Below are 23,790 nucleotides of genomic sequence, written 5' to 3'. Positions count from 1 at the left end.
TCGGATCAACGCGCCACAGGCCGGCGCAAAACCCCAAAGAAGTCCCGCACCTCGCGCACAAACAGCTCAGGCTGCTCGAAGGCCGCGAAGTGACCGCCCTTCGGCAATTCGCGCCACTGCCGGATGTCGGTGTAGCTTCCTTCCATCCACCGCCGCACCGGTGTGACGATCTCCTTGGGAAACACGGCAACCCCGCTCGGGATCGTGACCTTGTGGGGCGTCCGGCGCTTCGGCCCAAAACTCTCCCAATAGAGACGCGCCGATGAGGCGGCGGTCGCGGTCACCCAATACAGCATGACATTGTCGAGCAGTTCGTCGCGGCCGAGAATATTCTCGGGGTGCCCGTCGCAATCGGTCCAGGCCCAGAATTTCTCGAGAATCCACGCCGCCTGGCCGCTCGGCGAATCCGTCAGCCCATAGCCCAGGGTTTGCGGCCGGGTCGATTGCTGCTTGGAATAGCCGGAATCCCAGTCGGCATAGTATTTGATGCCCTGCAGCGCCCGCGCTTCCTCCGGCGTCGGCTGCCCGTCCACGTTGGGACGCGCCGACATCGCCAGCGTGATGTGAATGCCGGCGCAGTGTTCGCCATCCTGCGCGCCCAGCGCGGTCGTCACCGCCGAGCCCCAGTCACCGCCTTGCGCGCCATAGCGCGCATAGCCAAGACGGTTCATCAGCACCGCCCAGGCGGCGGCAATTCGATCGACGCCCCAACCTGTCGTGGTGGGTTTGGCCGAAAAGCCGAAGCCGGGCAACGACGGACAAACAACGTGAAAGGCATCGGCGGCGCTGCCGCCATAAGCGGTCGGGTTGGTGAGCGGCTCGATCACCTTGTGGAATTCGACGACTGAACCCGGCCAGCCATGGGTGATGATCAGCGGCATGGCCTGCGGATGCGGCGAGCGGACATGCAGGAAGTGAATATCGAGGCCGTCGATTTCGGTCGTAAATTGCGTAAAGCGATTGAGGCGTGCCTCGCGGGCGCGCCAGTCATATTCGTCGGCCCAGTACCGGCAAATATCCTTGATCCATTTCAATGGCGCACCCTGGCTCCAGTCGTCGACCAGTTCGGCCTCCGGCCAGCGCGTATTCCGCAACCGCGACTTCAGATCGTCGAGCACATCGTCGCCGACCGAGATGCGATAGGGTTTGATTTCAGCGCTCATGGAGAATTCTCACAATGCCTGATGGCAAGCTGCAATTGCATCCCGCCCATTTTATGTGCGTGACATTACGCAGACGCGTCAGCTTGATGCAAATTGACGGGCTGGTCGAGACGTTCCGGAGTCCTGTTGCTGGATCCTCCCTTGACCTCGCCGCAGTTGTGCGGCGCCTGACGCGTCAAGGCGCCAGGCGCTGCTTGAAAAACCCCAAAATCTCGTCGCGGGCTGCGATGGTCGGCTGGCCGGCTTCGTCGATCAGGTGGGCGGTCACGACACTATGCGGCGTCGTGACGTAGCGCTCGAAGAACTCGGGAATATCGGTGTTCGCCGCGTTGTCGGGAAGCACCCGGCCGATGAAGCGGTCGCCAAGCGCCTCCTGATAGGCCGCAAAGCGCTGCGCCATGCAAAACTTGTCGCCCTCGAAGCGATAGGCCAGCACGGTCAGACCTTCCCGATCGAGCCGTTCGCGCACGGCCTTGACTTCGTCCGGCGCGATTTCGATGCCGGCCGGATCGTTCAGCGGCAATGACGGCTGCGAGAGAACCGGCGCCAGCATCGACGGCTCCAGCATCATCGTCAGCGCAAAATTTCCGGTAAAACACATCCCGATGGCGCCGACGCCGGGACCGCCGCACTCCCCGTGCGCAAATCTCGCCAGCGACCGCAGCCACTGCGTCACCGGGCTTGATTGATTGGCGGCCAATGCCCGGAACTCGGCGCTGACGCAGGCGCGTTGAAAGACGGCGGTGCCCTCTTCCACATTGGGAACAGCGCCATCGCGGCCGAACAGCGAAGGCATGTAGACCGTGAACCCGGCGTCGCGCACCCAGCGGGCGAAACGCGCGACATAGGGGCTGATGCCGGGCATCTCGGTCATCACGATGACCGCAGGTCCACTGCCTGCGACATGCACCGCCTTGCTGACGCCGTCGAGCGCAATCTCGCGGCGCGTGAAATCCTCGAGCGGGTCATCGTGCTTCATGGATCGTTTTGGCATCTGGCGTCACTCCCCGCGCGCGCAACGATCGGCGCCTCCGGAATTAGCGACGCCGCATCAGCCTTCGTGCCGATCATTGCGATTCCGCGCCGGATCGCCTAGTGTCAAAAATGACATTGATCGGGGATTTTTGGACATGACCAGGGTGACGGTCATTGAAATCGAGGGCTGCCTGGCTTCCGGCGCCGCCATCACCCATGACGTGATGGCGACTGCCAACCAGATCAGCAAGACGGCCAAACGTACCTTACCGTTCGACGTCACGACGGTGCGCTTGGGCCCGCGCCGAAAACGAGAAAGGCTGCGTGGCGCCGACCTCGTCATTGTCCCGGGTCTTGGCCTCGGAGTTGCGTCAGCGGACGAACTCGACGCGAAACTGAAGAGCCCGGCCTGCCGCCGTGCGTGCGACATGCTCGCTCAATCGTTCGAAGCAGGCGCCGCGCTCGCCGCGGCGTGCGCAAGTACTTTCCTGCTCGCGGAAACCGGATTGCTGGACGGCCGGCGGGCGACCACGACATGGTGGCTCGGCCCGCTGTTCCGCGAGCGCTATCCGATGGTCGAACTGGCGAGCGACCGGATTGTCGTGCCTGATTGGCCAATTGCGACCGGCGGCGCGGCGATGGCGCAGATGGACTTGATGCTGGCGATTGTGGGCAAGTTTGCCGGACCGAAGCTGGCCAACGCCTGCGCCAATTATCTGCTGCTGGATGAACGGCGCTCCCAGGTGCCGTTCATGGCGATCAATTATCTGGCGAGCCAGGACCCGAAAATCGCAAAGGCGGAAAAATGGGTGCGGGAAAATATCGCGCGCGATTTTGCGATGGAGGAACTCGCCGAGGCCGTCGCGCTCGCGCCGCGCACATTTGCCCGGCGCATCGCGGCGACCTGCGGCGTCTCGCCTATTCAGTTCGTTCAACGCATCCGGCTTGAGACCGCCAGATACCTGCTTGAGACCACGCGCCTGTCGGTCGATCAAATTTCCCGGCAAGTGGGTTACGCGGAGCCCTCTACCCTTCGCCGCCTGATCCGGCGCGATACCAAGCATTCCCCCGCGCATTTCCGTCCTGCGGCCTGAATCATCGCCCGCGGAGATTCCTTGCGATCGTCTTGCCGATAAGTTCGGCACCGGCATCGATTTCGGTTTCATTCCAGGCGGCGAATCCAAGAAACAGCCCGTGCTCGGCGGCCTTGCCGGTAAAGTGACGGGAAAGCGGCCGTGCCGTGACTCCAATCCTCGCCAGATCGGCCACGAGACGGCAGTCATCCGATCCCGGTTCCAGCCGGGCGAGAAGTTGCATGCCGCCGGCCGGCGGTGTGATCGCGAGCTTGCTTCCGGCCGCTGAACCCAGCGCATGTGTCAGCCGGTCACGGCGGCCGCGATAGATGCGGGTCATCCGGCGAATATGGGCTGCGAAATCGCCGTCGCCGATAAACTCCGCCAGCGCGAGCTGCATCGCACCCATCACCATTTGGCCGGTATGCCGCTGCATCCTCTCGAATGTCTCAACGAGGCCGTCGGGCACGATCGCGTAGCCCACGCGGATATCCGGCAACATCGGTTTCGAGAAGGTCCCGACATAGAAGACGTTGCTGGCCGTATCGATGCCCTGCAACGCGACCACCGGCCGGCCGTCGAAATGAAACTCGCTGTCGTAGTCATCCTCGATGATCGCCGCGCCCGCTTCCGCGGCGAATGCCAACAGTTCCTGCCGGCGCTTGATCGGCATCAGCCTGCCCGTCGGGTATTGATGCGAGGGTGTGCAGAAAATCAGCCGCGGACGATCAGTCCGCCCCGCCAGGCGCAACCCGCTCCGATCCAGCGTCATTCCCTTGACCCGTGCACCGGTCGCCTCAAGCGCCACGCGCGCGCCGCCATATCCCGGGCTTTCGATCCACGCCAGATCGCCCTCATTGAGCAGGACCCGCGATATCAATTCGATGGCCGCCTGGGCCGACGATGTAATGATCAGCCTTCGCGCGTCGGCCTTGACGCCGCGATGCTCCACGAGATGGCTGAGCAACGCCGATCGAAGAGCCGGATGGTTGGCCCTTATTCCCGCCGCATGCCTGCTGCGGGCCGCACGACGCAGACAGCGCGCCCACACCTCGTGTGGAAACTCGCGGGCATCGGCGAGCCCCGGAGCAAATGGCCGCGGACTCCCTCCTTCGTTCGTGAAGTGCCAGTCCGACCGGCTGACCTGCCTCGCCCAACGGGAGACCCGCATGAAGCCGGAACGCTCATGATCCGGAGATTGATCACCGGAGACCAGCTGCATTTTCTCGACCGCCGCGACCACCGGCCGGCGTCCGCGTGCGACGACGATGTAACCTTCCACCGCCAGCTGATCGATGACAGTTGAGACCGTGTTTCGCGAGACCCCGAAATCTTCCGCCAGCCCCCGGCTGGACGGCAGCCGGTATCCCCGCGGCAAGGCGCCCGACAGGATTGCGGTGCGCAGGCGGTCGTAGATCTGGCGCGCCAGGCGACCGCCATCCTGCGGGACGAACCTCAGATCGATCGTTCCGGAGAGGAGATTGGACAAAACTGGCTCCATGATTTTTATGAAAATGGACCTATCAATCATGCCAGTCAAGGTTATGGTTTGTGCAGCCCAGCCAACAGGGATCATCATGCAGACCCATCTGTCGCGCCGCGGCGCATTCCTGCTGTTCGCGGTGATCGTGATCGCCTGGGGCCTGAACTGGACGATTACCAAGATCCTCGTGCAGAGCGCTTCGCCGCTGTGGATCACGGCGATTCGTTGCGCCATCGCCACCGTGGCCCTCGCCATGCTTCTGTTCGCGCGGGGCGAGATGATCGTGCCACGTCGCGGCGATCTGCCTGTGATCTTCGTCAACTCGATATTTCACATGGTGGCATTTTCAGCGCTGGTCGCATTCGGGCTGCAATTCGCCGCGGTCGGCCGTTCAATCGTCCTTGGCTACACGACCCCGCTTTGGGTGATGCCTGCCGCCTGGCTGTTCCTCGGCGAGAAAATGACGCCATCGCGTTCACTGGGAATGGCCGTTGGCCTCGCCGGCCTCGCCCTCATGTTCAATCCCCTCGCCTACAATTGGGCCGACGCCAACACCCTGGCCGGCAGCGGCTGCATCCTGCTGGCTGCCCTGTGCTGGGCGGTCAGCATCGTATACGTGCGCGCGCACCGCTGGATTTCCACGCCCTTCCAGCTGGGGTTCTGGCAAACACTGCTCGCCACATTGGTGGTCTCCGTGCTGGCGTTTTTAAAGGACGGTGTTCCGCATCTGGAATGGAATGCGCAGCTGGTTGGACTGTTTCTCTTCAGCGGAGTTATCGGAACGGCATTGGCCTATTGGGCTATGGCGACGGTCAATCGCAGCTTGCCCGCCGTCGTCACATCGCTCGGGCTGCTCGCGACACCCGTCGTCGGGGTCGCAAGTTCAGCGATCATTCTTGGTGAAGTGGTCACGGCCGACCTGGTGGTCGCGATGCTTCTGATCCTGGGAGGCATCGCAATCGGAACGATCCCCCGCAGGGAAAAGGCTCCGGCGCAAAAGCACGCACCCCTAGTCGTGGAGTCGTAGATCCCGCCATTCGGGCGGCAAGGCCGCGCGAACACATTCGGCCGGCGCAACTACACTGACGGGGCGAGCCGCCTGAGCGATTGCACTGGACCCATTCCGGGGCAAACGTTCGGCGGCAGTTGCGATGACAAGCAACGCCAGAATGGCGGCAACACCGCCCAGCACTGGATTGAGCCACGCCAGCAGATCATTCAACCGAACGAGCCAATATGGAGCCATGTTCGTCAGCCCGACAATCGTGAAACGACGATGTCATCGTCGTCCCTCGCCTCCGCGAATGCAATCTGGGAAGTCCGAACCGTGCCTTCGGCGAGTTCGAAGGCTGTTGGCAATACGGTGCAGGACAACGCATGGTTGACATTCATGCTGATCCTGTAATTCTCCATCAGCGACCAATAAGATCTTGCGAAAGCAAGACTGATGCAAGGGATGAGGAATCGCAGGATGGGGCCATTCAGTCGTCGCGCTATTCTTGTCGCCTTCAGCGCCTTCCTGTTCGGCGGCACCGCCACGGCGCAGGATTATCCATCCCGCCCCGTCAAGATCGTCGTACCGTTTCCAGCCGGCGGCTCCAACGACATCATCGCCCGCATCGTGGCGCAAAAACTTGGCGAGAGGACCGGCCAGACATTCCTGATCGAAAATCGCGCCGGCGCCGGCGGAAATATCGGCGCGGATGCGGTCGCGACTTCGGAGCCGGACGGTCACACGCTGCTGCTGACGGCGCCGCCGCCGCTTACGATCAACGCAGCGCTCTACAAGAACCTGCCTTACGATCCGGCAAAGGCGTTCGCTCCGGTGGCGCTGGTCGCCGCGGTGCCGATCGTGCTTGCGGTGCATCCGTCGGTCGAAGCCAGCAACGTCAGGGAACTCATCGCGCTCGCCAAGGCAAAACCGGGCACCATCAACTTCGGATCGTCGGGCAACGGCTCAACCAATCATCTCGCGGGCGAATTGCTGAAGACCATGACCGGCATCAATATCGTTCACCTGCCCTACAGGGGCGCGGCACCCGCCATGAACGATCTCATCGCGGGGCACATCCCCATGATGTTCGACAATATCCCCGCGGTGCTGCCGCAGGTTCAGGCCAAGACCATCAAGGCGATTGCGGTGGCGGGCGCCAAACGCGCGAACGCCCTTTCCGATGTGCCGACGGTCGCAGAATCCGGCGTGCCCGGTTTCGAAGCCTCCGCCTGGTTCGCCCTGGTGGCGCCGGCGAAAACGCCAGCGCCGGTGCTTGCAAAGCTGGAGAGCGAGGTTGACGCGATCCTGAAAATGCCTGACGTGCAGAAGCGGTTCACCGAACTCGGCGCCGAGCCCGGCAACATTTCCGGTACCGCTTTCGCACAATTCCTCAGCGAGGAAACCGCGAAATGGACGAAGATCATCCAGTCGTCCGGCGCGACGGTGAACTAGGGCGTGAACCCATAGATTTCGGTGATGTCCGCTTTACTGCTAAAGCGACGTGGTGGCTGCAAGCGCGAGATGAACCTCGCCGGGATCTCCAGGCAGGGAGAGCATCAAGGGAAGTTAACGTCGGGTCGGCGACGTCCGATCGTCCCCCGACAACGGACATCGAAGCAATCGGCAGAGGACACCTACTTCCTGGTGGCTTTTAAGAGTTCTTCCGCCCTCCTGACACCGCTCTTTGCCTTGAGTGTCAGAGCTGTTGGTTGTGGGCTCCATTCGGAAACCAGTTTTTCTGCCTTCTCAAGTTCTGGTTTGGACAACATAGCAGCCATCTCATTCACATTTTTTTGGGGCGCCAGTTTTGAGAGTTTAAAATAGGCATACGATAACGACAAATCTCTTGGCGCTCCTTTTCCCGCAGAATACGAAATGGATAAACTATAGAGAGACTGGGGATGTCCCTGGTCGCCTGCCATCTTCCACCACTTCAGCGCCTCTTCTGAATTTCCTTGTCTGTCATACAGAATAGCAACATCGTGCTGGGCAAGCGCATAACCGGCTTTGGCAGAAACAAGTTTGTATTTTAATGCTTCATTTGTGTCAGACGTTACAACGCCCGCGCCTTGCCCGTCATAATAACAACCAAGCTTATAGGCTCCCAGCGGGTCATTAGACCCAGCGGATTTTTGAAACCACTCAAATGCCTGCCTCCGATCTTTTTGGGTGCCGATGCCATTATTGTGCATCATGCCAACATGGTATTGCGCCTCTGCATCTCCTTTATTGGCCAATGCGACCATCGCATTAAAGGAGTCCGCTTCATTTGCATTGGCAGGCATTGAAAGAACTAAGAGGCATGAAAAAGCTAGGGCCATAAATTTCATGTAATTTTCCCTTTGGTGGGATTCAAACTGACTGTCCGGTTCTAACTCGCAAGCGCAATCTGGAAGCCGGGTCAAACTTGCTCATGGGACCACGCCAAGTGTCTTCAGCTGAGCGTTGGCGGCCTCCCACTCGTTGAAACTGCGCGGGCAATCGCTTGCCGCCAGACGGAACAGGCGAGTTGCCTCATCTTTCAACCCCTTCGTCAATGAGAGCTCACCACTGTAAAAATTCGCCTCGCAGACTTGGCCCTTCTTCCTGGTGACGTCAGGATCGGCGGCGGCGGCAAGGACAGCAGCAGGCGTCATCTGGCCCAAGAAAAGTCTGATGACAGGCGCCGGCCAGACCTTCATGTCGATCCGGGAGCTGGTTTGCGCCAGACGGCTCGGGAGATTGTTTCGCTGACTGGCGATCTCGACCCACAGGGCCAGATAGGCATTGTCCGGCGCATGCGCACTTGCCTGGTCAAGATCGGCCAGCGCCTTTTCGACCGAACCAGCAAAGAGATATGAGCGCCCGCGAGCAAAGTAAGCCAACGGGGATTTCGGATTGAGCCGGGTCGCCTCATCGTAGTCGGTGATCGCGCGGTCGAACTCGCCCTTGGCGTGATAAGTAACACCTCGGCCGACGAAAGCCTTGACTGACTTTGGATCGAGCCGGATCGCCGCGTCGTAGTCGGCAACGGCGCGGTCATGGTCGCCCCTGGCGCGATAAGCGGTACCTCGACTGTTGAAGACGGTGGCATCTTCGGGATCGATCCGGATCGCCTCACTGAAGTCGGCGATGGCACGGTCGAGGTCGCCCTGTTCGAGATAAACGTTGCCTCGCTTGTCGAAGGCCATGTCGGATTTGGGATCGAGTCGGATCGCCTCATTGAAGTCAGAGATGGCGCGGTCGTTGTCACCCTTGGCGCCGAAGGCGATACCTCGACCGAGAAAGGCCTTGGCGTGTTTGGGTTCGAGCCGGATCGCCTCATTGTAGTCGACGATGGCGCGGTCGTTATCGCCCTTGTCGTGGTAGGTGCTACCCCGATTTTGGAAGGCCCTGGCGAGTTTGGGGTCGAGCCGGATCGTCTCATTGAAGTCCGCGATGGCGCGGTCGTTGTCGCCCTTGGCGTTGTAGGCGTTACCTCGATTGTTGAAGGCCATGGTGAATTTTGGGTCGAGCCGGATCGCCTCATTCAAGTCGGCGATGGCGCGGTCGTTGTCGCCCTGTTCGTTGTGTGCGGCACCTCGATTGTTGAAGGCCATGGCCAATTTAGGATCGAGCCGGATCGCCTCATTCAAGTCGGCGATGGCGCGGTGGTTGTCGCCCCTGGCGCGATAAGCGACAGCTCGATTGTTGTAGTAAGCCGCCAGATCGCGCCCTTTCGATTTCCCCGACTTGATGCCCCGGGTACAGTCAGCGATCGCAGCCTCGGGGTCCTGCGCAGAATCACACTGGTCAGCGGCGGCTGAATAACCCAGGAATGCGGCTGAATAACCCAGGAATATCGTGGCGGCAAAAAGTGCGCTCCAGAATCTCCAATCCGTCGGACTCATGCAATTTCCCTGGGCGAACTTTGATATCCTGGGATTTGTATCGGAATTTGGCGTTCTGGTTCACATTCGACCAGACAAAGTCACTTACTATTGGGTCTATCGCGTCGATTCTGGCATGTCGGCGGCATATCCGGTTTGCCGCTAATCCCGGAAGTCAGCCGTCATCAAACCCGCTGTAGTCCTGCGCGCTAATGAAACCACGCCCTGTAGATACCCGAAACTGGGTCGCCTAAACGCCGAGATAGGCACGCTGGACGTAGTCACTTTTGGCGAGTTCCGCACCGGGCCCACTGAGCGCGATCCGGCCGTTCTCCAGCACGTATGCGTAGTGGCAGAGCCGGAGCGCAAGGTTCGCATTCTGCTCGACCAGCACGATCGACAGTCCCTGCTCCCGGTTGATTGTCTCGATCAAGCGGCCGATCTCCTGCACCATGATTGGCGCAAGCCCGAGCGACGGCTCGTCCAGCAACAGCACCTTCGGCGCCGCCATCAACGCGCGCGCAATCGCCAGCATCTGCTGCTCGCCGCCGGACAGCAGGCCTGCCATCTGGTCGCGGCGCTGCCTGAGTTTTGGAAAGAAGCCGAACATCCGTTCCACGGAAGCATGCAGGCTGCTGCCTTGCGGCTGCAAATACCCGCCCACGAGCAGATTGTCGTGGACGGTCATCCGCGGGAACACGCGGCGTCCCTCCGGCGACAACGCAATGCCTTGCGAGACGATATCCGGCGGTGACATCTTGTCGATCCGCACACCACCAAAACTGATCTCGCCCTGGCTCGGCGATCGCAATCCCATGATCGCCCGCAACGTGCTGGTCTTGCCGGCGCCGTTGCTGCCGACCAATGAGACGATCTGCGCCGGCGCGACATCGAGGCTGATGCCAGAGATGGCAACCCGATGGCCGTATTCGACGTGAATGTCACGTACCTGAAGCGCCTTGCTCATGCTGCTTCCTCGGCGCCGAGATAGGCCTGTATCACGCTGCGATTGGCGCGGATTTCCGAAGGTATACCCTCGGCAATCTTTTCGCCGTGGTCCAGCACGACAAGCCGGTCGCACAGCCCCATCACCAGCCGCATGTGGTGCTCGACGAGCAGCACCGAGATGTTCTCCGTCTTGTGCAGGTCCTTGATCAACCGGCCGAACTCGGCGGCTTCTTCCGGGTTCAATCCAGCCACCGGTTCATCGAGCATCAGCAGCTTGGGACGCGCGGCAAGCGCGATGGCAACACCGAGCCGACGCTGACCACCATATGACAGTTCTCCAGCGCGGCGCTGGCGGAACTGAAGCAAAGACAGGCGTTCGAGCAAAAGCTCGCACCGGCTTCGGGTCGCCGACAGCGCCGCACGTGCGGCGCGGGTGTTGAAAATCGAACCCAGCATCGAGACCGGCGTGGTCGCAAACGCGCCACGCATGACATTCTCGATGACCGTGGCATCCGGGAAAATCGTCGTGGCCTGGAACGTCCGCACCAATCCCTCGCTGACGATCGCGCTCGGCTTCTTGCCGACAATGCTGCGCTGCTCGAAGCGAATGGCGCCCGCCGACGGCGACATGACCCCGCTGACGACATTAAAGCAGGTCGTCTTTCCGGCGCCGTTGGGGCCGATCAACCCGACGATCTCACCTGACTTGATCGAGAACGAAACGTCCTTCAGCGCATTCAGGCCGCCGAACCGCCGGCTGATCGCATCCACTTCCAGCAATGCAGCGCTCATTTCGGCGTCTCCGTCTCCGAGCCCTTGCTGAAGAAGGATCGTCCGATCGAGACGAGACCGTTCGGGATGAACAGCAATACGCAAAGCAGTATCACGCCGTAGATAATGTGCTGCGCACCGACGAAGCCGCGCAACAGCTCCGGCAGAGGCGTCAGGAACAAAGCGCCAAGGACGCCGCCGATCATCGTGTGACGCCCGCCGACGACGAGCATGGTGATGTACGCGATCGAGTCGTTGAACGTGAAACTGTCCGGCGACAGAAAGCGGATGTAGTGGACCATCGCCGCACCGGCGGCCCCTGCGATGCCGCTGCCCAGCGCAAAGGCGACGATCTGGTAACGGCTCACATCGATGCCGCTCGATTCGGCGAGGCGCACATTCTCCGCGATGGAACGAAACGCCCGTCCGTATTGCGAGCGCATCAGGGCCCAGACGAACGTCACGACGATAATGAAGGCGGCGAGTGCGAAATAGTAGAAGCGCAGGCGCGTCGAGAGCGGAAGGCCGAAAATCGATATGGCGGGAATCCCGAGCAGCCCGTTGGCGCCGTGGGTGACACTCTCCCAGTTCAGCACGATCAGCGTGAAAACCTGTCCCGCCAGAAACGTGACCAGCACGAAATAGACGCCGCGCAGCCGAAGCAATACCTTGCCGAGCAGCACCGCCGCCAGCCCCGTCACAAGCCCGGCCAGAACAATGCCGAGGATCGGCGGAAGCTTGAAGCTCAGCGCGGCCAGAGCCGAGACGTAGGCGCCCGCGGCCACGAACGCCGCGTGTCCGAGCGATATCTGCCCGACCGACGCAATCAAGCCCAGGCTGACCGCGAAGATCGAATTGAGCAGCATCAGGTTCGCCAGATGGATGTAGAACTGGTTTGTCGTGAGCTGCGGCAGGACGAGAGCCGCCGCGAGCACCACGACCAGCGCGATACCTGGCAGCAAACGGCGACGTGGCGCGAGGCGTGGCCCATCGCGGCCGATGGCGGCGGTGGATGATCCCTCCAAGTCAGGCCTCCCTTTGTCCCAAAAGGCCGGCGGGCCGAACCAGCAAGATCAGAATGACCAGCAGAAGCTGCAGAATGTCCGAAACCAGCGACCCGAAGATCGTGGCGGTGAAGCTCTCGATCATGCCGAGCAGAAGGCCGCCGACCACCGCGCCCGGGACCGAGCCAAGACCGCCGAGAATGACGACCACGAAGGCCTTGAGCATCGGCGTGAGGCCGACAAAGGGCGAGACCGAGAACACCGGCCCCATCAGCGCCCCGGCCAGCGCCGCGAGCGCGACGCTCATGCCGAAGGCCAGCGGATAGATGTAGTTGACGCGGATGCCCTGGATCAGCGCGGTCTCGGTATCCTGGGCGACCGCCCGCATCGCCCGCCCCAGCCGCGTTCGCTGCATGAAAAGCCAGAACGCGGTAAAGATCAGCGCGGCTGCTGCGATGACGACAAGCCGCGACCAGGGAAAACTGAAGGGACCGATCGCCAGCGTGCCCGTCACGATATCGGGCATCGCGCGCGGCTGGGGTCCCCACAGCAGGACGGCGCCGTTCTGAATGATCACCGAGATCGCAAGCGTCGCGATCATCCCCGACATCTCATCCGAACGAAACGGCTGGATCAACGTGCGTTCGACCAGCATGCCGAGAATGCCGATCGTCAGCGCCGCGATCAAAAGGCAGACGACGAACGGGATCTCCCAATAGACGTAGGTGAAGAATCCCGTAAAGGCGCCGAGCATATAGAATTCGCCATGCGCGAAATTCACCACGCGCATGATCCCGAACACCAGCGTGAAACCGACCGCCATCAGCATGTACATAGCGCCGATGACGAGACCGTTCAGCACAGCCTGCGCAAGAAGTATCGAATAGTCCAAACCCATTCTCCCGCGTCAGGCGGCGTCCATTTTCCCGGAGATGCCTGCGACGTTCATTCACAGACCTTGGGCGTGCACTTGGCCACGACCTGCGCCGCGCCGCCCTTGAGCAGCGCCACGTAGAATGGCGCGTCGAGCTGCTGGTTCGATTTCCACTGCGCTTCGCCGATCCAGTTCACCTTGCCGAGCACGGTTTCGAAATCCTTCAGGCCAAGCAACGCTTCGCGTACCTTGTCGCTATCCGTCACCGTTCCCGACTTCTGCATCGCAGCGAACGCCATCTGCACGTTGGCGTAGAAGAACGGGCTGAAGGCGTTCAGCGGCGTCTTGTACTTTGTCTCGAAGCGCTTGGTGTATTCCTGGATCGCCGGGGAATCCGTATTGATCGGCTGATGGACGTAGACGTTCTCGGTGGCATCCTTGCCGGCAACCTTCAGGATATCAGCGGTGGCGTCGCCGCCGGTCCGGATGATCGGCCCCTTGAAGCCAAGTTCACGAAGCTGCTTGACCAGCAATCCCGCGGTCTGCGGCGCGTTGCCGTTGAGTTCAAAGGCATCGATGCCCTTCGCCAGCACGCGTGTCAGCAGCGGCACGAAATCGACGCGCTCGCGCTCGAAGAACTCCTTGGCAACGAATTTGGCACCGACCGCCTCATAGGCGGCTTCGTTGGCGGCTCCGACCTGCTGACCGGACTCGTCGTTCGGGAACAAGCCGCCGATCTTCCTGGCGCCCAACTTCTGCACCACCCACTTGATTTGCGGATCGGAGAACACGTCCGACGGGATCACCGGACGGAAGCTGTACTTGTATTCGGCCGACAGCGCCTTCGGGGTGAAGGCCATGGTCATGGTGATGACCTTGTTTTCCGTGCTGACGGGAAGAAGCGCCAGCGCCGGCGCCGATCCGAGCGGACCGACCACGAACTTGATGCTGTCGTCGAACACCATGCGGTTGAACGCGGTCAGCGCGTCCGCCGCCTTGTAGTGGTCGTCATAGGCGACGATCTCGACCTTGTACTTCTTGCCGCCGACCTCCAGTCCGCCCTTGCTGTTGACGTCTTCAGCGGCGAGTTCGGCCGCGCCCTGCATCGCCATCCCCCACGCGGTTCCGGCGCCGGAAAGCGTTGCCAGAACGCCGAGCTTCAACGTCTGCGCCGAAGCCGAGTATGAGGAAACAGCGCAAGCCGTCGAAAGAAGCGCGACCTTCAAAAATCCACGCATGGCTACCTCCCTGGTGTCGGGGAGCAGCTTGCTGCCAACCCCTCTCGATTTTTCTGTTGCTTTCGTCCGCGGCCCTGTCGGGCGACGGGATGGCGGAACCTATCTTAGGGAATTGACTAAAGTCAACTGTTGACAGTTTGAGGCCCATGCAGGAAACATTCCTGACCGCCCCCGTTCGGGCGACGACGCAAGCAGGCATGACGGATATGATCAGGAACGAAACAGACCAGGCGGGAGCCAAATGACATATCTCGTCGCCAACGACCTGCCGACGCTGGCCGCCGGCGAGCGCTTCCGGAAACTATTGCAGCGTCCCGGCATCCTGCAGATTCCCGGAGCCCATTGCGGCCTCGCCGCGTTGCAGGCCAAGGCCGCGCAGTTTGAAGCACTGTATCTGTCGGGAGCGGCGATGTCCGCGTCGATGGGGCTTCCGGACCTCGGCATCCTCACGATCGACGACGTCTGCTTCTTCGTCCGGCAGGTTTCCCGCGCGTCGCAACTTCCCGTGCTGGTTGATGGCGATACCGGCTTTGGCGAAGCACTGAACGTGATGAACATGGTGCGGGCGTTCGAAGACGCGGGCGCTGCGGCCGTCCAGATCGAGGATCAAATCCTGCCGAAGAAGTGCGGCCATCTCAACGACAAGAAGCTGATCGCGCCGGAGGATATGGCGGCCAAAATCGCGGCCGCCGCCAAGGCGCGGCGGCATCTCTACATCGTGGCCCGCACCGATGCGGCCGCGGATGAAGGGCTCGACAGCGCCATCAACCGCGCCCGGCTGTATGTCGAAGCCGGCGCTGACGCGATCTTCCCTGAGGCGCTGCATGACCCGGAAGCGTTCCGCAAATTTTCCGAAACCATCAAGGTGCCGCTGCTGGCCAATATGACCGAGTTTGGACGAACGCCGTTCATGACGGCGTCCGAGTTCGAGGCGCTCGGCTACAAGATGGTGATCTGGCCGGTCAGCGCGCTTCGCGTGGCCGCAAAGGCGCAGGCCGAACTTTATGACGGCATCCGCAAAGATGGCGGCACCCACCGCCTGATCGATCGCATGCAAACGCGGGCCGAACTATACGCGACCATCGGTTATCACGAATATGAGGCCCTCGATTCATCGATCATCACGTCGATCACGCCCGAAGGAATGCCGCAGAAGCAAACCGGTCGATGAAAGCGGCGGCTGGAGGCTATCTGCGCGACTGAACCGCGGCCTTGCTTTTGCCTGTCCACGCCGTACCTGCCTTCGGCTTCCGGACGGGCGGCGCGACTTCTTGCCGGGCGGCCGCTTCCCTCATCTGCTCCTCGACATACTGGCGGGCGTTGCTGATATGCAGCCGCATCTTGCGTTCGGCTTCCACGGAATCCCGCCGCATTAGCGCAGCGACGATGTCCTTGTGCTCACGCAGAGCCTGTTTGGCGCGCCCCGGTTTTGTACTCGATTTGTAGCGGTAGACCCGAAGCAGATAATAGAGGTCCTCGCACAGCATCTGGACCAGCCGTGCATTGCGGCTGCCCTTGACGATGCGAAAGTGGAAATCGAAGTCCTTCGACTCCTGATAATAGCCGGTGCCTTCCTGGACGCTTTTCTGCTGCTGGTGCTGGTCCAGCAGCTCGGAAAGCGCCTCCAGCTCATCATCCGTCATATGCTGGGCCGCGAGCCCGCATGCCATCCCTTCCAGCGCTTCGCGAACCTGCAGCACTTCATACAGATCGCTCGGCGACAGGCTTGCGACGCGGACGCCGATGTTGGGTGTCCGCTGCAGCAGCTTTCGGCCTTCGAGCCGGCGGATGGCTTCGCGCAATGGACCCCGGCTGACGCCGAGCGAGGCGGCAAGCGCCTGCTCGCTGATCTTGCTGCCCGGCTGCAGGTCTCCGCTCATGATCGCCGCCTCGATCCGCTCGGCGAGCGCATCCACCAGCGACTGGGCAGAGACCTTATTGCTCAAGATGCCGTTCATGAAAGCCTTTCGATACCGCTCCCGTGGGAGCCCGCACAGACGCCTGCCGGCTCGCTCTCAGCCAAGCCCTTGTACTTACTAGAGCCTTTTCCGTTCCGATGGAATCGGAACGGGGCTCTAATTCTTGTTTTGACGCGTTTTCTTGACGCGAACCGGTGTCCACTTCGCTGGAAAACGCTCTAGTATGTCCCTTCGTGAAGGACAATCAATCGTGGAAACCTGCGTTCCCGCAACTGTATACAACTAAGCGATGGCCGTTCGATAAACCACATTGCCTTCGAACAGGCGGCGGGCGCTGCGGTAGACCGCGCCATAGTCCGCCTTCACCGCGCCGGAGCCGGCAGGCGAAACGCCGGCGTCGACCAGCGTGACGCCCGACGGATGCGCGATACGAATGGGTCCGTTCGCCTTGCACAGTTCGGCCGGAATGCTGCTGGGAATGCGCGACGCCACCGCAAGGCAAATCGCTCCGGTAATCGGCGTGGCGCGATGCGGCAGCCCTACCGAGATCATCCGCACCCAGATGTCGGCATCCGCCGGCGCGAGTTCACGCCCCGACAGCGTTCGTCCGGCCCGCGGGCCCGTTACCATCGCGACCTTGGGAATACCGGTCATCCGCCGCGCCTGATCGAGATCCGGCGCAATCCCCATTTTGACCGATGCCGCGCAGCGGATCGCTTCCATGCGCTGCAGAAAGACAGAATCATTGTCGAGCACGTCAGGCAGTTCATCGCCGGATTTTCCGACCGCGCTTGCCGCAACAAAGACGCAGGGGTTGGCGGCATCGACGCAGGAGGCCTTCACGCTTTCCCCGCCGCCGATGTCGAGATCGTCAACCGCGTTTCCGGTCGGCAGCAGCTTGCCGGTCCGCGCGCCGCCGGGCTCGAGGAACTCCAGCCGGATCGGCGCCGCCTTCCCGGCGATGCCATCGATCTCGATATCGCCGGTGGCGGCCAGCGAACCATCCTCGACCGGAAAGCGCGCAACGATGATCTTCGAGGTATTGGTGTTGTGAATGCGGACCGTGGCTTCGCCATTGGCTGGCGCCGTCACCAGCCCTTCGTCGAGCGCGAACGGCCCGACCGCCGAGGACATGTTGCCGCAATTGGCGCCATAGTCGACAAAAGTGTCGCGCACACCGATCTGCGCGAAGGTGTAGTCGACATCCGCATCCGGCCGGCTCGGCGGGCCGATGATGCAAATCTTCGACAGCGACGAGATTCCACCGCCCATGCCGTCGAGTTGCCGGCCATTGGGGTCGGGCGAGCCCATGACCTCCAGAAAGATAGGGTCCCAAGCCTTCGGGTCGGCCGGCAGATCGTCCCTTCGGAACATCACCGCCTTGGAAGTGCCGCCCCGCATGAACACCGCACGAAGTCGAGCATTTGCCATGGCCGATCCCTGTCCTTATTTCAGCGGCTCGGCATCCAGGCGGATGATGTCTGCCGGACCGCCCGGCTGCGCCGGATAGCGTTGTAGCACGAGCGGGTCATGGCCGGGCACGATGTGCGCCAGCGACGACGCCTGCCGGCGCATCGCGTCATAACCTTCGAGCGTCTCGCTGACGTCGACCACGACCGGGAAAGGCCGGTACTGTTCGAAATTCGCATAATAGTGCGACGCGTCCGAGGCGAGTACGACCCATCCGCGCCGGGTTCGGACGCGCACAAACTGCAGACCGCGCGAATGACCGCCGACCAGATGCACCGTGACACCATCGGCAATCTCGCTCGCGCCATTATGAAACTTCACGCGGCCCTGGAACAGTTTGCCCACCATCGCGGTGACGTCGTCAGCCTCAAACGGATGCCGCAAACTGGAATGGCACATGCACCGGCCGGTGCAGTATTCCATTTCGCGCTCCTGGATGTGATAGCGCGCGTTCGGAAATATCTCGTGATTGCCGGCGTGGTCGTAATGCATATGAGTCAGTACGACGTCCTTGACACCGGCAAGATCGACGCCCGCAACCTTCAGGCCTTCCGCAACCGGGCGCGTTATCTTGCGCGCGCGGCGCTTGGCCATGTCAGCATCGAAGCCGGTATCGACGATGATGGTCTGGCCGTCGCCCTTCAGCACCCAGACGAAGAAATCCATCGGCATCGGCCCGTCATGCGCATCGCCACCGAGGAAATTTTCCGAAATGCGCCGTTCGGCATTATGGGCGTAACGAACCGCGAGAATCTCGTATTCCGACATGCGCTCCCCTTAGCTTGCTGGAGTGTCCTGCGCCTTGCGCCATTCCAGCAGCCGGCGGATGCCCTCCTCGATGGAAACCTCGGGCTTCCAGCCCAGCATCTTCTCGGCTTTGGCGATGCTGAAATCGAGCTGCTTGGTCACGCTCGATCGCACGCTCGAAGTAGCCGATTTGTAGACCGGCTTGAGGTCGCTGCCGGTGAACTTCAGCAACAGCGCCACCACCTGATTGAGATCGGTCGCAACACCCGATGCGACTGTAAAGCTCTCAGCCGTGATATCGCACGCCATCGCCATCACGTTGGCGCGGGCGACGTCGGCAACGTGAACATAGTCATGCACCTCGCTGCCGTCGTCCGGAATCACCGGCGGCTCACCGCGCATGATGCGGTCGTAATTCTCCATGATGTAGAGCGCATTGACGCCGCGATAGTGCTGTCGTTCGCCGTAAACCGTTGCGTATCGCAGCGCGATTCCCTGGATGCCGTGCTTGGCGCTGTACAGACGGCAGAGATTTTCGCCGATCAGCTTGGTGCACGCGTACAGCGCTGTGGCGGGCTGGAATGTGCCGAGCTGCGCCGGGGCGGACTCGTCGATCAGGCCCGGCGCCGGATCGCCGTAGACCGCGATCGACGACGAAAACACCACCTTCCTGACGTTGCGGTAGCGGCACGCCTCGAAGATGTTGACCTGTCCCTCGACATTGACGGCAAGCCCAAGGCTCGGATTCTGGCTGAGCGGCAACGTCAGGAAACCGGCGATCGCGAACACGCCGTCGCAGTCTTCGAAGGCGTCATAGAGTTCGTTGATGCGCAGGATATCGCCGCGCACGAGCTTTACTCTGGGGTCTCCCAATAGCGACCGGACGGTATCGGGACTACCGAGCGCGTAGTTGTCGAGCAGCACGACTTCCCGCGCACCCTGGCTCAGCAATTGTTCCGCGACATGCGATCCGATCAGGCTGGCGCCGCCGGTCACGACAAATTTTCCTTGGGCGATCTTCATGGATGCTCACACATCGCGGCAAACTGCACAGGCTGTCTCAAGTCTCGCTCCCATTGATCATCTGTTGGACCGATGCAGGCCGGTGGCCGCGAGCATCGCGGCGGTGCCCGACCGAATTGCACGGACGCTACCGCCCTCGCCCCAAACTGTCTACAGTTTTCATCATGCGGCACCGGTGCACGCCGTTGCACCGCCTGCGGGGCTGCGCCGTCGCCTTGGCACCGGCACCTCTGTATAGAGTCGAGCGATGAGTCTGCTTCAGCGACAGCTCGGCACGACCTCGCAACAAAAGAATCGGGAGAACGACATGTCTGAGAAGGTCGCGGTCATCGGAATGGGGCAGATGGGATCGGGGATGGCAGGACGACTGAGGGAGTCCAACCTCGACGTCGTCGGCTATGACGTCAACGCCGATCAGCGCGCGCGCCTCACGAAGGACGGCTTTCGGATGGCATCGAGCATCGCGGAAGCGCTCGAGGGCCGCAACATCGTGCTGACCAGCCTGCCCGATCCGAAAGCCGTGACGGAAGCTTGGCTCGGCGCCGACGGCATCGTCGCCCATGCGGCCAAGGGCACCCTTTGCATCGAGCTGAGCACCATCGATCCGCAGACGATGCGGCAGGCCGCCGAGGCAGCGGTCGCCAAGGGAATCGCAGTGGTCGATTGTCCGGTCAGCGGCAGCCCCAACGAGGCGCGCGCCGGCAAGCTGATCCTGATTGCCGGTGGCGAGCGGGCCGACGTGACCCGGGCCGAGCCGATCCTCAAGCTGCTTGGCAACGAATGGAAATACACCGGCCCGGTCGGAACCGCGAAGGTCGTCAAGATCGTCAACAACATGATGTCGATGGGCAATGTCTTGGTCGCGGCGGAAGCCTTTGCGCTCGGCGTCGCCGCAGGCGTCGAGCCGGACAAGCTTTATGACGTGCTGTCGGTCAGCGGCGGCCGCTCGCATCACTTCACCAAGCGCTTTCCGAACGCGATCAAGGGAGATTTCTCGCCGGGATTCAAGATGGAGCTGGGCGAGAAGGACCTCGCGCTTGCGGTCGAACTCGGGCGAATGACGCGGATGCCGACGCCGTCGGCCTCTGCGACGCGCGAACTCTATGCCGTCGCACTGGCCGAGGGCTTTCGCGGCCAGGATATCGTGGCGCTGCTGAAGATGTATCAGAACTGGGCCAAGCCGGCCTGATAGTCAGGTCGTTGGAAGCCTCGCTCAAGGCACCCAGGTCGTCTCCTGAGCCTCATGAGCACCTCGCGGCGCGAAGACGACCTTCTTCGCCGGCGCCTTGTGCAATTCGCTGACTTCGAGCAGGCGCGTGACCTGTGCGATCTCGGTGACTTTTTCGAGGGTTTCAAGCCGCTCGAACAGCGGCGCGATCTGCTCACGGGGAAGGCTGCGCGCCGCGCAATCGTTGAACTTGTCCCATAGTTCGCTGCTGCTCATCGGATTGTCACCGCCACGACCGACGAGATTGTCGACGCGCCGCGAGAGGCGGGTACCGTCCTCGAGCGTCACAATGACTTCCGCGCCCCACTGGTCCTCGGCATCGTCGGCCATATCGGGGTGCGGGCTTGCGGTCGTGAGATCCAGCAGCCGTGTGATCTCCGGATCGAGATGCGCGTCGCCCTCAAAATCCTTCAGCCGAAGCACGCCATAGCGAAGCGCGCGCGCGACGACATACTGGACGCTGAACTTGGCTTGCAGCGACGTCTGCGGATGCGGATTGTTGGTATGGCGCAGGCGCCGGCCATGCGGCAGCACTTCGATGCGGCTGACGTCCGCGGCTTTGACCTTGTCCTCGCGCCGCAACTGGAGCGCCATGGCAATCGCGGGATGCGTGCTGCCGCAACAAGGGAATTGCTTGAGCGCGATCGATTTCGCCTCGATCTCCCACGGCGCGCCCCAGTTCTGAAAGAGCTTATCGGGGTCGAACGTGCCGGGCCCGTTGAAGACGTTGAGGAAGCCTTGTTGATGCTCGAACACGTCGGTGGCGGCGTCAAACCCTCCCTCGGCCAGCAGGGCCGCAAGCAGGCCGTTGCGGCAGCACTGACCAATGTGGAGCGGCTTGGTCATGGTGCCGAAATTGGCCTTGAGGCCACCTGCGAGCGAGGCCGCAATGCACAGCGCCATCGTCGTCCTGGCATGATCGAGCTTCATGAGATGGCAGGCGGCCGCCGCGGTGCCAAAAATGCCGAGCGTCGCCGTCGGATGCCAGCCCTTGTCGTAGTGATGAAAATTGACTGCCCGCGCCAGCCTGATCTCGACCTCGACGCCGATCACGTAGGCGGCAACGAGGTCTTCGCCGGTCCCGCCGCGCTCCTCTGCCAGCGCAAACAGCGTCGACACCAGCAGCACCGAATGGTGGCCGCCCATGATGCCGCTGAAATCGTCGAAATCGAGCGCGTGCGATGCGGTGCCGTTGATCAGCGCAGCATCGAGTGCGCTGGTGCGCCGCGCCGAGCCGAATATCAGCGCGGGTCCGGGCGCCGTCGCGACGCCCGGGGTCTTGAGCAGGATCTGCGTGCAGGGTTCCGGATAGCCGGCCAGGGTCACGCCGATCGCATCGAGGATGCAGGCTCTTGCCGACGCGACCGCTCCCTTTGTGAGCTGACGCTTCTCAAAGGCCAACACCCGCTCGGCCAGATGCTGGAGCAGCGTGGTTCCGGACGAAGCGTGCTCCGCCGAACCTGCCTTCGACGATGCAACAGACGCGTCACTCATGTCGGTTCTCCCGTGCAGACTTCAGTCCGCCGCTGCCGCGCTGCGCCCTGCAATCCGCCCGAACGTCGCGCCCGATACCAGACCGGTGCCCGCCGGATAATTGTCGTAGAACAGGCCGCCGACCATTTCGCCGCAGCAGAACAGGCCCTTGATCGGCCGCCAATCGGTGCCGATCACCTGCGCCGTCTCATTCACCTTCAGTCCGCCGAAGGTGAAGGTGATGCCGCCGGTGGCGCTGTAGGCGTAGAACGGCGGTTTTGCGATTCGAAGCGCCCAGTTGGTTTTCTCCAGCGCCAGCCCCTTGCTGGAAAGACCATCCTTCTTGGTCGGATCGAAGCCATCGTCCATCTCGCAAGCGCAGGCATTGTATTCGTCGAGCGTCTTCAGCGCCTGATCCCTGTCGTCGAAGTCGAGTTTTTCAATGAGATCTTCCAGAGTGTTGGCTGTGATCGGCTTGCTGGTCTGGTAGCGCGGCTCCAGCAGGTGAACGACCCTGGAGTCAAATATCTGCCAGGCCTTGGCGCCGGGTTCGGCCAGGATCGCGCGCCCGAACTTGGCATAGGTAAAGAGCGCACCGTCTTCGCCTTCATCGACGAAGCGCCGTCCCTTGCGGTTCAGCATGACGCCATAGACATAGCTCAGCCGGTTGCTGCGATCTGTGAGTTCGCGTGGTGCAAACTCGCCCCAATCCGCGCTGATCGGCGTGGCGTGGCAGCCGCTCCACTGTCCCCACGGCATGGCACCGATGTTCATCGCCATCCGCAAACCGTCGCCCTGGTTGTGCGGCGTGCCCCGCACCTTCGCCGCACCGACCAGCGGACCGATATGCTGGGTGCGCATCTGTACGTTGGCTTCGAATCCACCGCAGCCGAGGATCACCGACCTGGCATTCAGGACCGAGACGCCGTCGTCATCACGCACCTTGACGCCGTTGATCCTGCCATCGTCGCCCACCAGCAGCTCGGTCGCCGCGGTTCCATAGCGAATTTCGATGCCGAGCCGCTCGGCGGTCGAGAACCAGCTCCGCGACAGGCCGACGCCTTCGTGTTCGGCGCGCACGACCAGGCCGCGCGCCCACACCATGACGTTGTCCTTCTTGACTGCGGAAAGCGTGATCGCCGGCTCCATCTTGATGCCGCCGACCTTCTTCATCCACTTCACGGTGTCGAACGAGTTATGGACGAGCAGCTTCGACAACACCGGATCGGTTCGTCCGCTGGTGACGCGCATCAGGTCGCCATGAAAATCCTCCTTCGAGTACGGCGATACGCCGTCATAGAAGTTCTCGTATTCATCCTCGACGTCGGGGAGCAGTTCGCCGATTTCCCGGGGATCGTCGAAGGCAAAGCGCAGCACGCCGCCGCTCCAATGCGTGTTGCCGCCGCGCATTTCCCGCGGCGCCTTCTCGATCACAACGACGCGCTCGGCACCATTCTCCTTGGCGGACACCGCGGCAGCCAGAGCGGCGTTGCCCGCACCAACGACGATGACGTCATACTTGTTCATTACTCAACTCCTGTGGGATTGACCTGGTGTGG

Annotated in this window: 21 protein-coding genes; 5 read left to right on the top strand and 16 right to left on the bottom strand. The window is 61.8% G+C overall.

Translation table 11 applies throughout. The annotated features are described in order from the left end of the window. Positions 1 to 5: 5 nt before the first annotated feature. Both JQ597_RS09255 and JQ597_RS09250 read right to left on the bottom strand, forming a co-directional pair. Positions 6 to 1,163 (bottom strand): epoxide hydrolase family protein, encoded by a 1,158-nt coding sequence (locus tag JQ597_RS09255; RefSeq protein ID WP_212263886.1) that lies wholly within the window; start codon positions 1,161 to 1,163, stop codon positions 6 to 8. A gap of 175 nt (positions 1,164 to 1,338) precedes the next feature. Next, the gene (locus tag JQ597_RS09250; protein ID WP_212263885.1) at positions 1,339 to 2,157 is read right to left on the bottom strand and encodes a dienelactone hydrolase family protein; all 819 of its coding nucleotides are present in this window, start codon (positions 2,155 to 2,157) and stop codon (positions 1,339 to 1,341) included. 136 nt (positions 2,158 to 2,293) lie between these two features. Here JQ597_RS09250 and JQ597_RS09245 point away from each other — a divergent pair, with 136 nt between their 5' ends. Beyond that, positions 2,294 to 3,232 carry a GlxA family transcriptional regulator gene (locus JQ597_RS09245; protein WP_212263884.1) on the top strand — a complete coding sequence of 313 codons (939 nt, stop codon included), beginning with the start codon at positions 2,294 to 2,296 and terminating at the stop codon, positions 3,230 to 3,232. Between the two features lies 1 nt (position 3,233). Here the strand turns inward: JQ597_RS09245 and pdxR are convergent, their stop codons facing one another. Further along, complete coding sequence (pdxR, locus tag JQ597_RS09240; protein WP_249147648.1) at positions 3,234 to 4,700, bottom strand: MocR-like pyridoxine biosynthesis transcription factor PdxR; 1,467 nt, start codon at positions 4,698 to 4,700, stop codon at positions 3,234 to 3,236. On the opposite strand from pdxR, the gene JQ597_RS09235 reads away from it, so the two are divergent. Further along, entirely contained in the window at positions 4,693 to 5,721 is a 1,029-nt protein-coding gene (locus JQ597_RS09235) for a DMT family transporter (protein WP_249147646.1), read from the top strand. The two genes, pdxR and JQ597_RS09235, sit on opposite strands and share 8 nt — an antisense overlap. Positions 5,722 to 6,165: 444 nt before the next feature. Further along, the gene (locus JQ597_RS09230; protein WP_212263882.1) at positions 6,166 to 7,140 is read left to right on the top strand and encodes a Bug family tripartite tricarboxylate transporter substrate binding protein; all 975 of its coding nucleotides are present in this window, start codon (positions 6,166 to 6,168) and stop codon (positions 7,138 to 7,140) included. Between the two features lie 182 nt (positions 7,141 to 7,322). Here the strand turns inward: JQ597_RS09230 and JQ597_RS09225 are convergent, their stop codons facing one another. The 7 genes from JQ597_RS09225 to JQ597_RS09195 form a co-directional block, all read right to left on the bottom strand. Continuing rightward, positions 7,323 to 8,018, bottom strand: a complete 696-nt coding sequence (locus JQ597_RS09225) for a tetratricopeptide repeat protein (RefSeq protein WP_212263881.1) — start codon at positions 8,016 to 8,018, stop codon at positions 7,323 to 7,325. Positions 8,019 to 8,099: 81 nt separating this feature from the next. Beyond that, a complete protein-coding gene (locus JQ597_RS09220) occupies positions 8,100 to 9,557 on the bottom strand; it encodes a tetratricopeptide repeat protein (protein ID WP_212263880.1) in 1,458 nt (485 codons plus the stop codon). Between the two features lie 229 nt (positions 9,558 to 9,786). Beyond that, positions 9,787 to 10,503, bottom strand: coding sequence for an ABC transporter ATP-binding protein (locus JQ597_RS09215; RefSeq protein ID WP_212263879.1), 717 nt, complete (start codon positions 10,501 to 10,503; stop codon positions 9,787 to 9,789). Further along, positions 10,500 to 11,276, bottom strand: a complete 777-nt coding sequence (locus tag JQ597_RS09210; RefSeq protein WP_212263878.1) for an ABC transporter ATP-binding protein — start codon at positions 11,274 to 11,276, stop codon at positions 10,500 to 10,502. The genes JQ597_RS09215 and JQ597_RS09210 overlap by 4 nt, the downstream gene beginning before the upstream one ends. Then, the gene (locus tag JQ597_RS09205; protein ID WP_212263877.1) at positions 11,273 to 12,280 is read right to left on the bottom strand and encodes a branched-chain amino acid ABC transporter permease; all 1,008 of its coding nucleotides are present in this window, start codon (positions 12,278 to 12,280) and stop codon (positions 11,273 to 11,275) included. The genes JQ597_RS09210 and JQ597_RS09205 overlap by 4 nt, the downstream gene beginning before the upstream one ends. A 1-nt stretch (position 12,281) precedes the next feature. Continuing rightward, a complete protein-coding gene (locus tag JQ597_RS09200) occupies positions 12,282 to 13,151 on the bottom strand; it encodes a branched-chain amino acid ABC transporter permease (protein ID WP_212263876.1) in 870 nt (289 codons plus the stop codon). A 53-nt stretch (positions 13,152 to 13,204) separates the two neighbouring features. Further along, the gene (locus tag JQ597_RS09195) at positions 13,205 to 14,371 is read right to left on the bottom strand and encodes an ABC transporter substrate-binding protein (protein WP_212263875.1); all 1,167 of its coding nucleotides are present in this window, start codon (positions 14,369 to 14,371) and stop codon (positions 13,205 to 13,207) included. Positions 14,372 to 14,612: 241 nt separating this feature from the next. On the opposite strand from JQ597_RS09195, the gene prpB reads away from it, so the two are divergent. Further along, entirely contained in the window at positions 14,613 to 15,542 is a 930-nt protein-coding gene (gene prpB / locus JQ597_RS09190; protein ID WP_212263874.1) for a methylisocitrate lyase, read from the top strand. 16 nt (positions 15,543 to 15,558) lie between these two features. On the opposite strand, the gene JQ597_RS09185 is transcribed toward prpB, so the two are convergent. The 4 genes from JQ597_RS09185 to JQ597_RS09170 all read right to left on the bottom strand — a co-directional run bounded on the left by JQ597_RS09185 (position 15,559) and on the right by JQ597_RS09170 (position 19,530). Then, the gene (locus JQ597_RS09185; RefSeq protein ID WP_212263873.1) at positions 15,559 to 16,329 is read right to left on the bottom strand and encodes a GntR family transcriptional regulator; all 771 of its coding nucleotides are present in this window, start codon (positions 16,327 to 16,329) and stop codon (positions 15,559 to 15,561) included. Positions 16,330 to 16,572: 243 nt separating this feature from the next. Then, on the bottom strand, positions 16,573 to 17,721 hold the full coding sequence (locus tag JQ597_RS09180) for a 2-methylaconitate cis-trans isomerase PrpF family protein (RefSeq protein ID WP_212263872.1): 1,149 nt from the start codon (positions 17,719 to 17,721) through the stop codon (positions 16,573 to 16,575). A 15-nt stretch (positions 17,722 to 17,736) separates the two neighbouring features. After that, entirely contained in the window at positions 17,737 to 18,528 is a 792-nt protein-coding gene (locus tag JQ597_RS09175; protein WP_212263871.1) for an N-acyl homoserine lactonase family protein, read from the bottom strand. Positions 18,529 to 18,537: 9 nt separating this feature from the next. Further along, the gene (locus JQ597_RS09170; RefSeq protein WP_212263870.1) at positions 18,538 to 19,530 is read right to left on the bottom strand and encodes an NAD-dependent epimerase/dehydratase family protein; all 993 of its coding nucleotides are present in this window, start codon (positions 19,528 to 19,530) and stop codon (positions 18,538 to 18,540) included. 247 nt (positions 19,531 to 19,777) lie between these two features. On the opposite strand from JQ597_RS09170, the gene JQ597_RS09165 reads away from it, so the two are divergent. After that, complete coding sequence (locus JQ597_RS09165) at positions 19,778 to 20,719, top strand: NAD(P)-dependent oxidoreductase (protein ID WP_283813405.1); 942 nt, start codon at positions 19,778 to 19,780, stop codon at positions 20,717 to 20,719. Between the two features lie 24 nt (positions 20,720 to 20,743). Here JQ597_RS09165 and JQ597_RS09160 read toward each other — a convergent pair whose 3' ends face one another. Further along, complete coding sequence (locus JQ597_RS09160; protein WP_212263868.1) at positions 20,744 to 22,252, bottom strand: MmgE/PrpD family protein; 1,509 nt, start codon at positions 22,250 to 22,252, stop codon at positions 20,744 to 20,746. Between the two features lie 21 nt (positions 22,253 to 22,273). After that, positions 22,274 to 23,758, bottom strand: coding sequence for an FAD-dependent tricarballylate dehydrogenase TcuA (tcuA, locus tag JQ597_RS09155; protein ID WP_212263867.1), 1,485 nt, complete (start codon positions 23,756 to 23,758; stop codon positions 22,274 to 22,276). Positions 23,759 to 23,790 lie beyond the last annotated feature (32 nt).

This window comes from Bradyrhizobium sp. AUGA SZCCT0177 (genome assembly GCF_018130125.1).
Taxonomy (GTDB): Bacteria; Pseudomonadota; Alphaproteobacteria; order Rhizobiales; family Xanthobacteraceae; genus Bradyrhizobium.
This window is presented reverse-complemented; position numbering and strand designations above follow the sequence as displayed.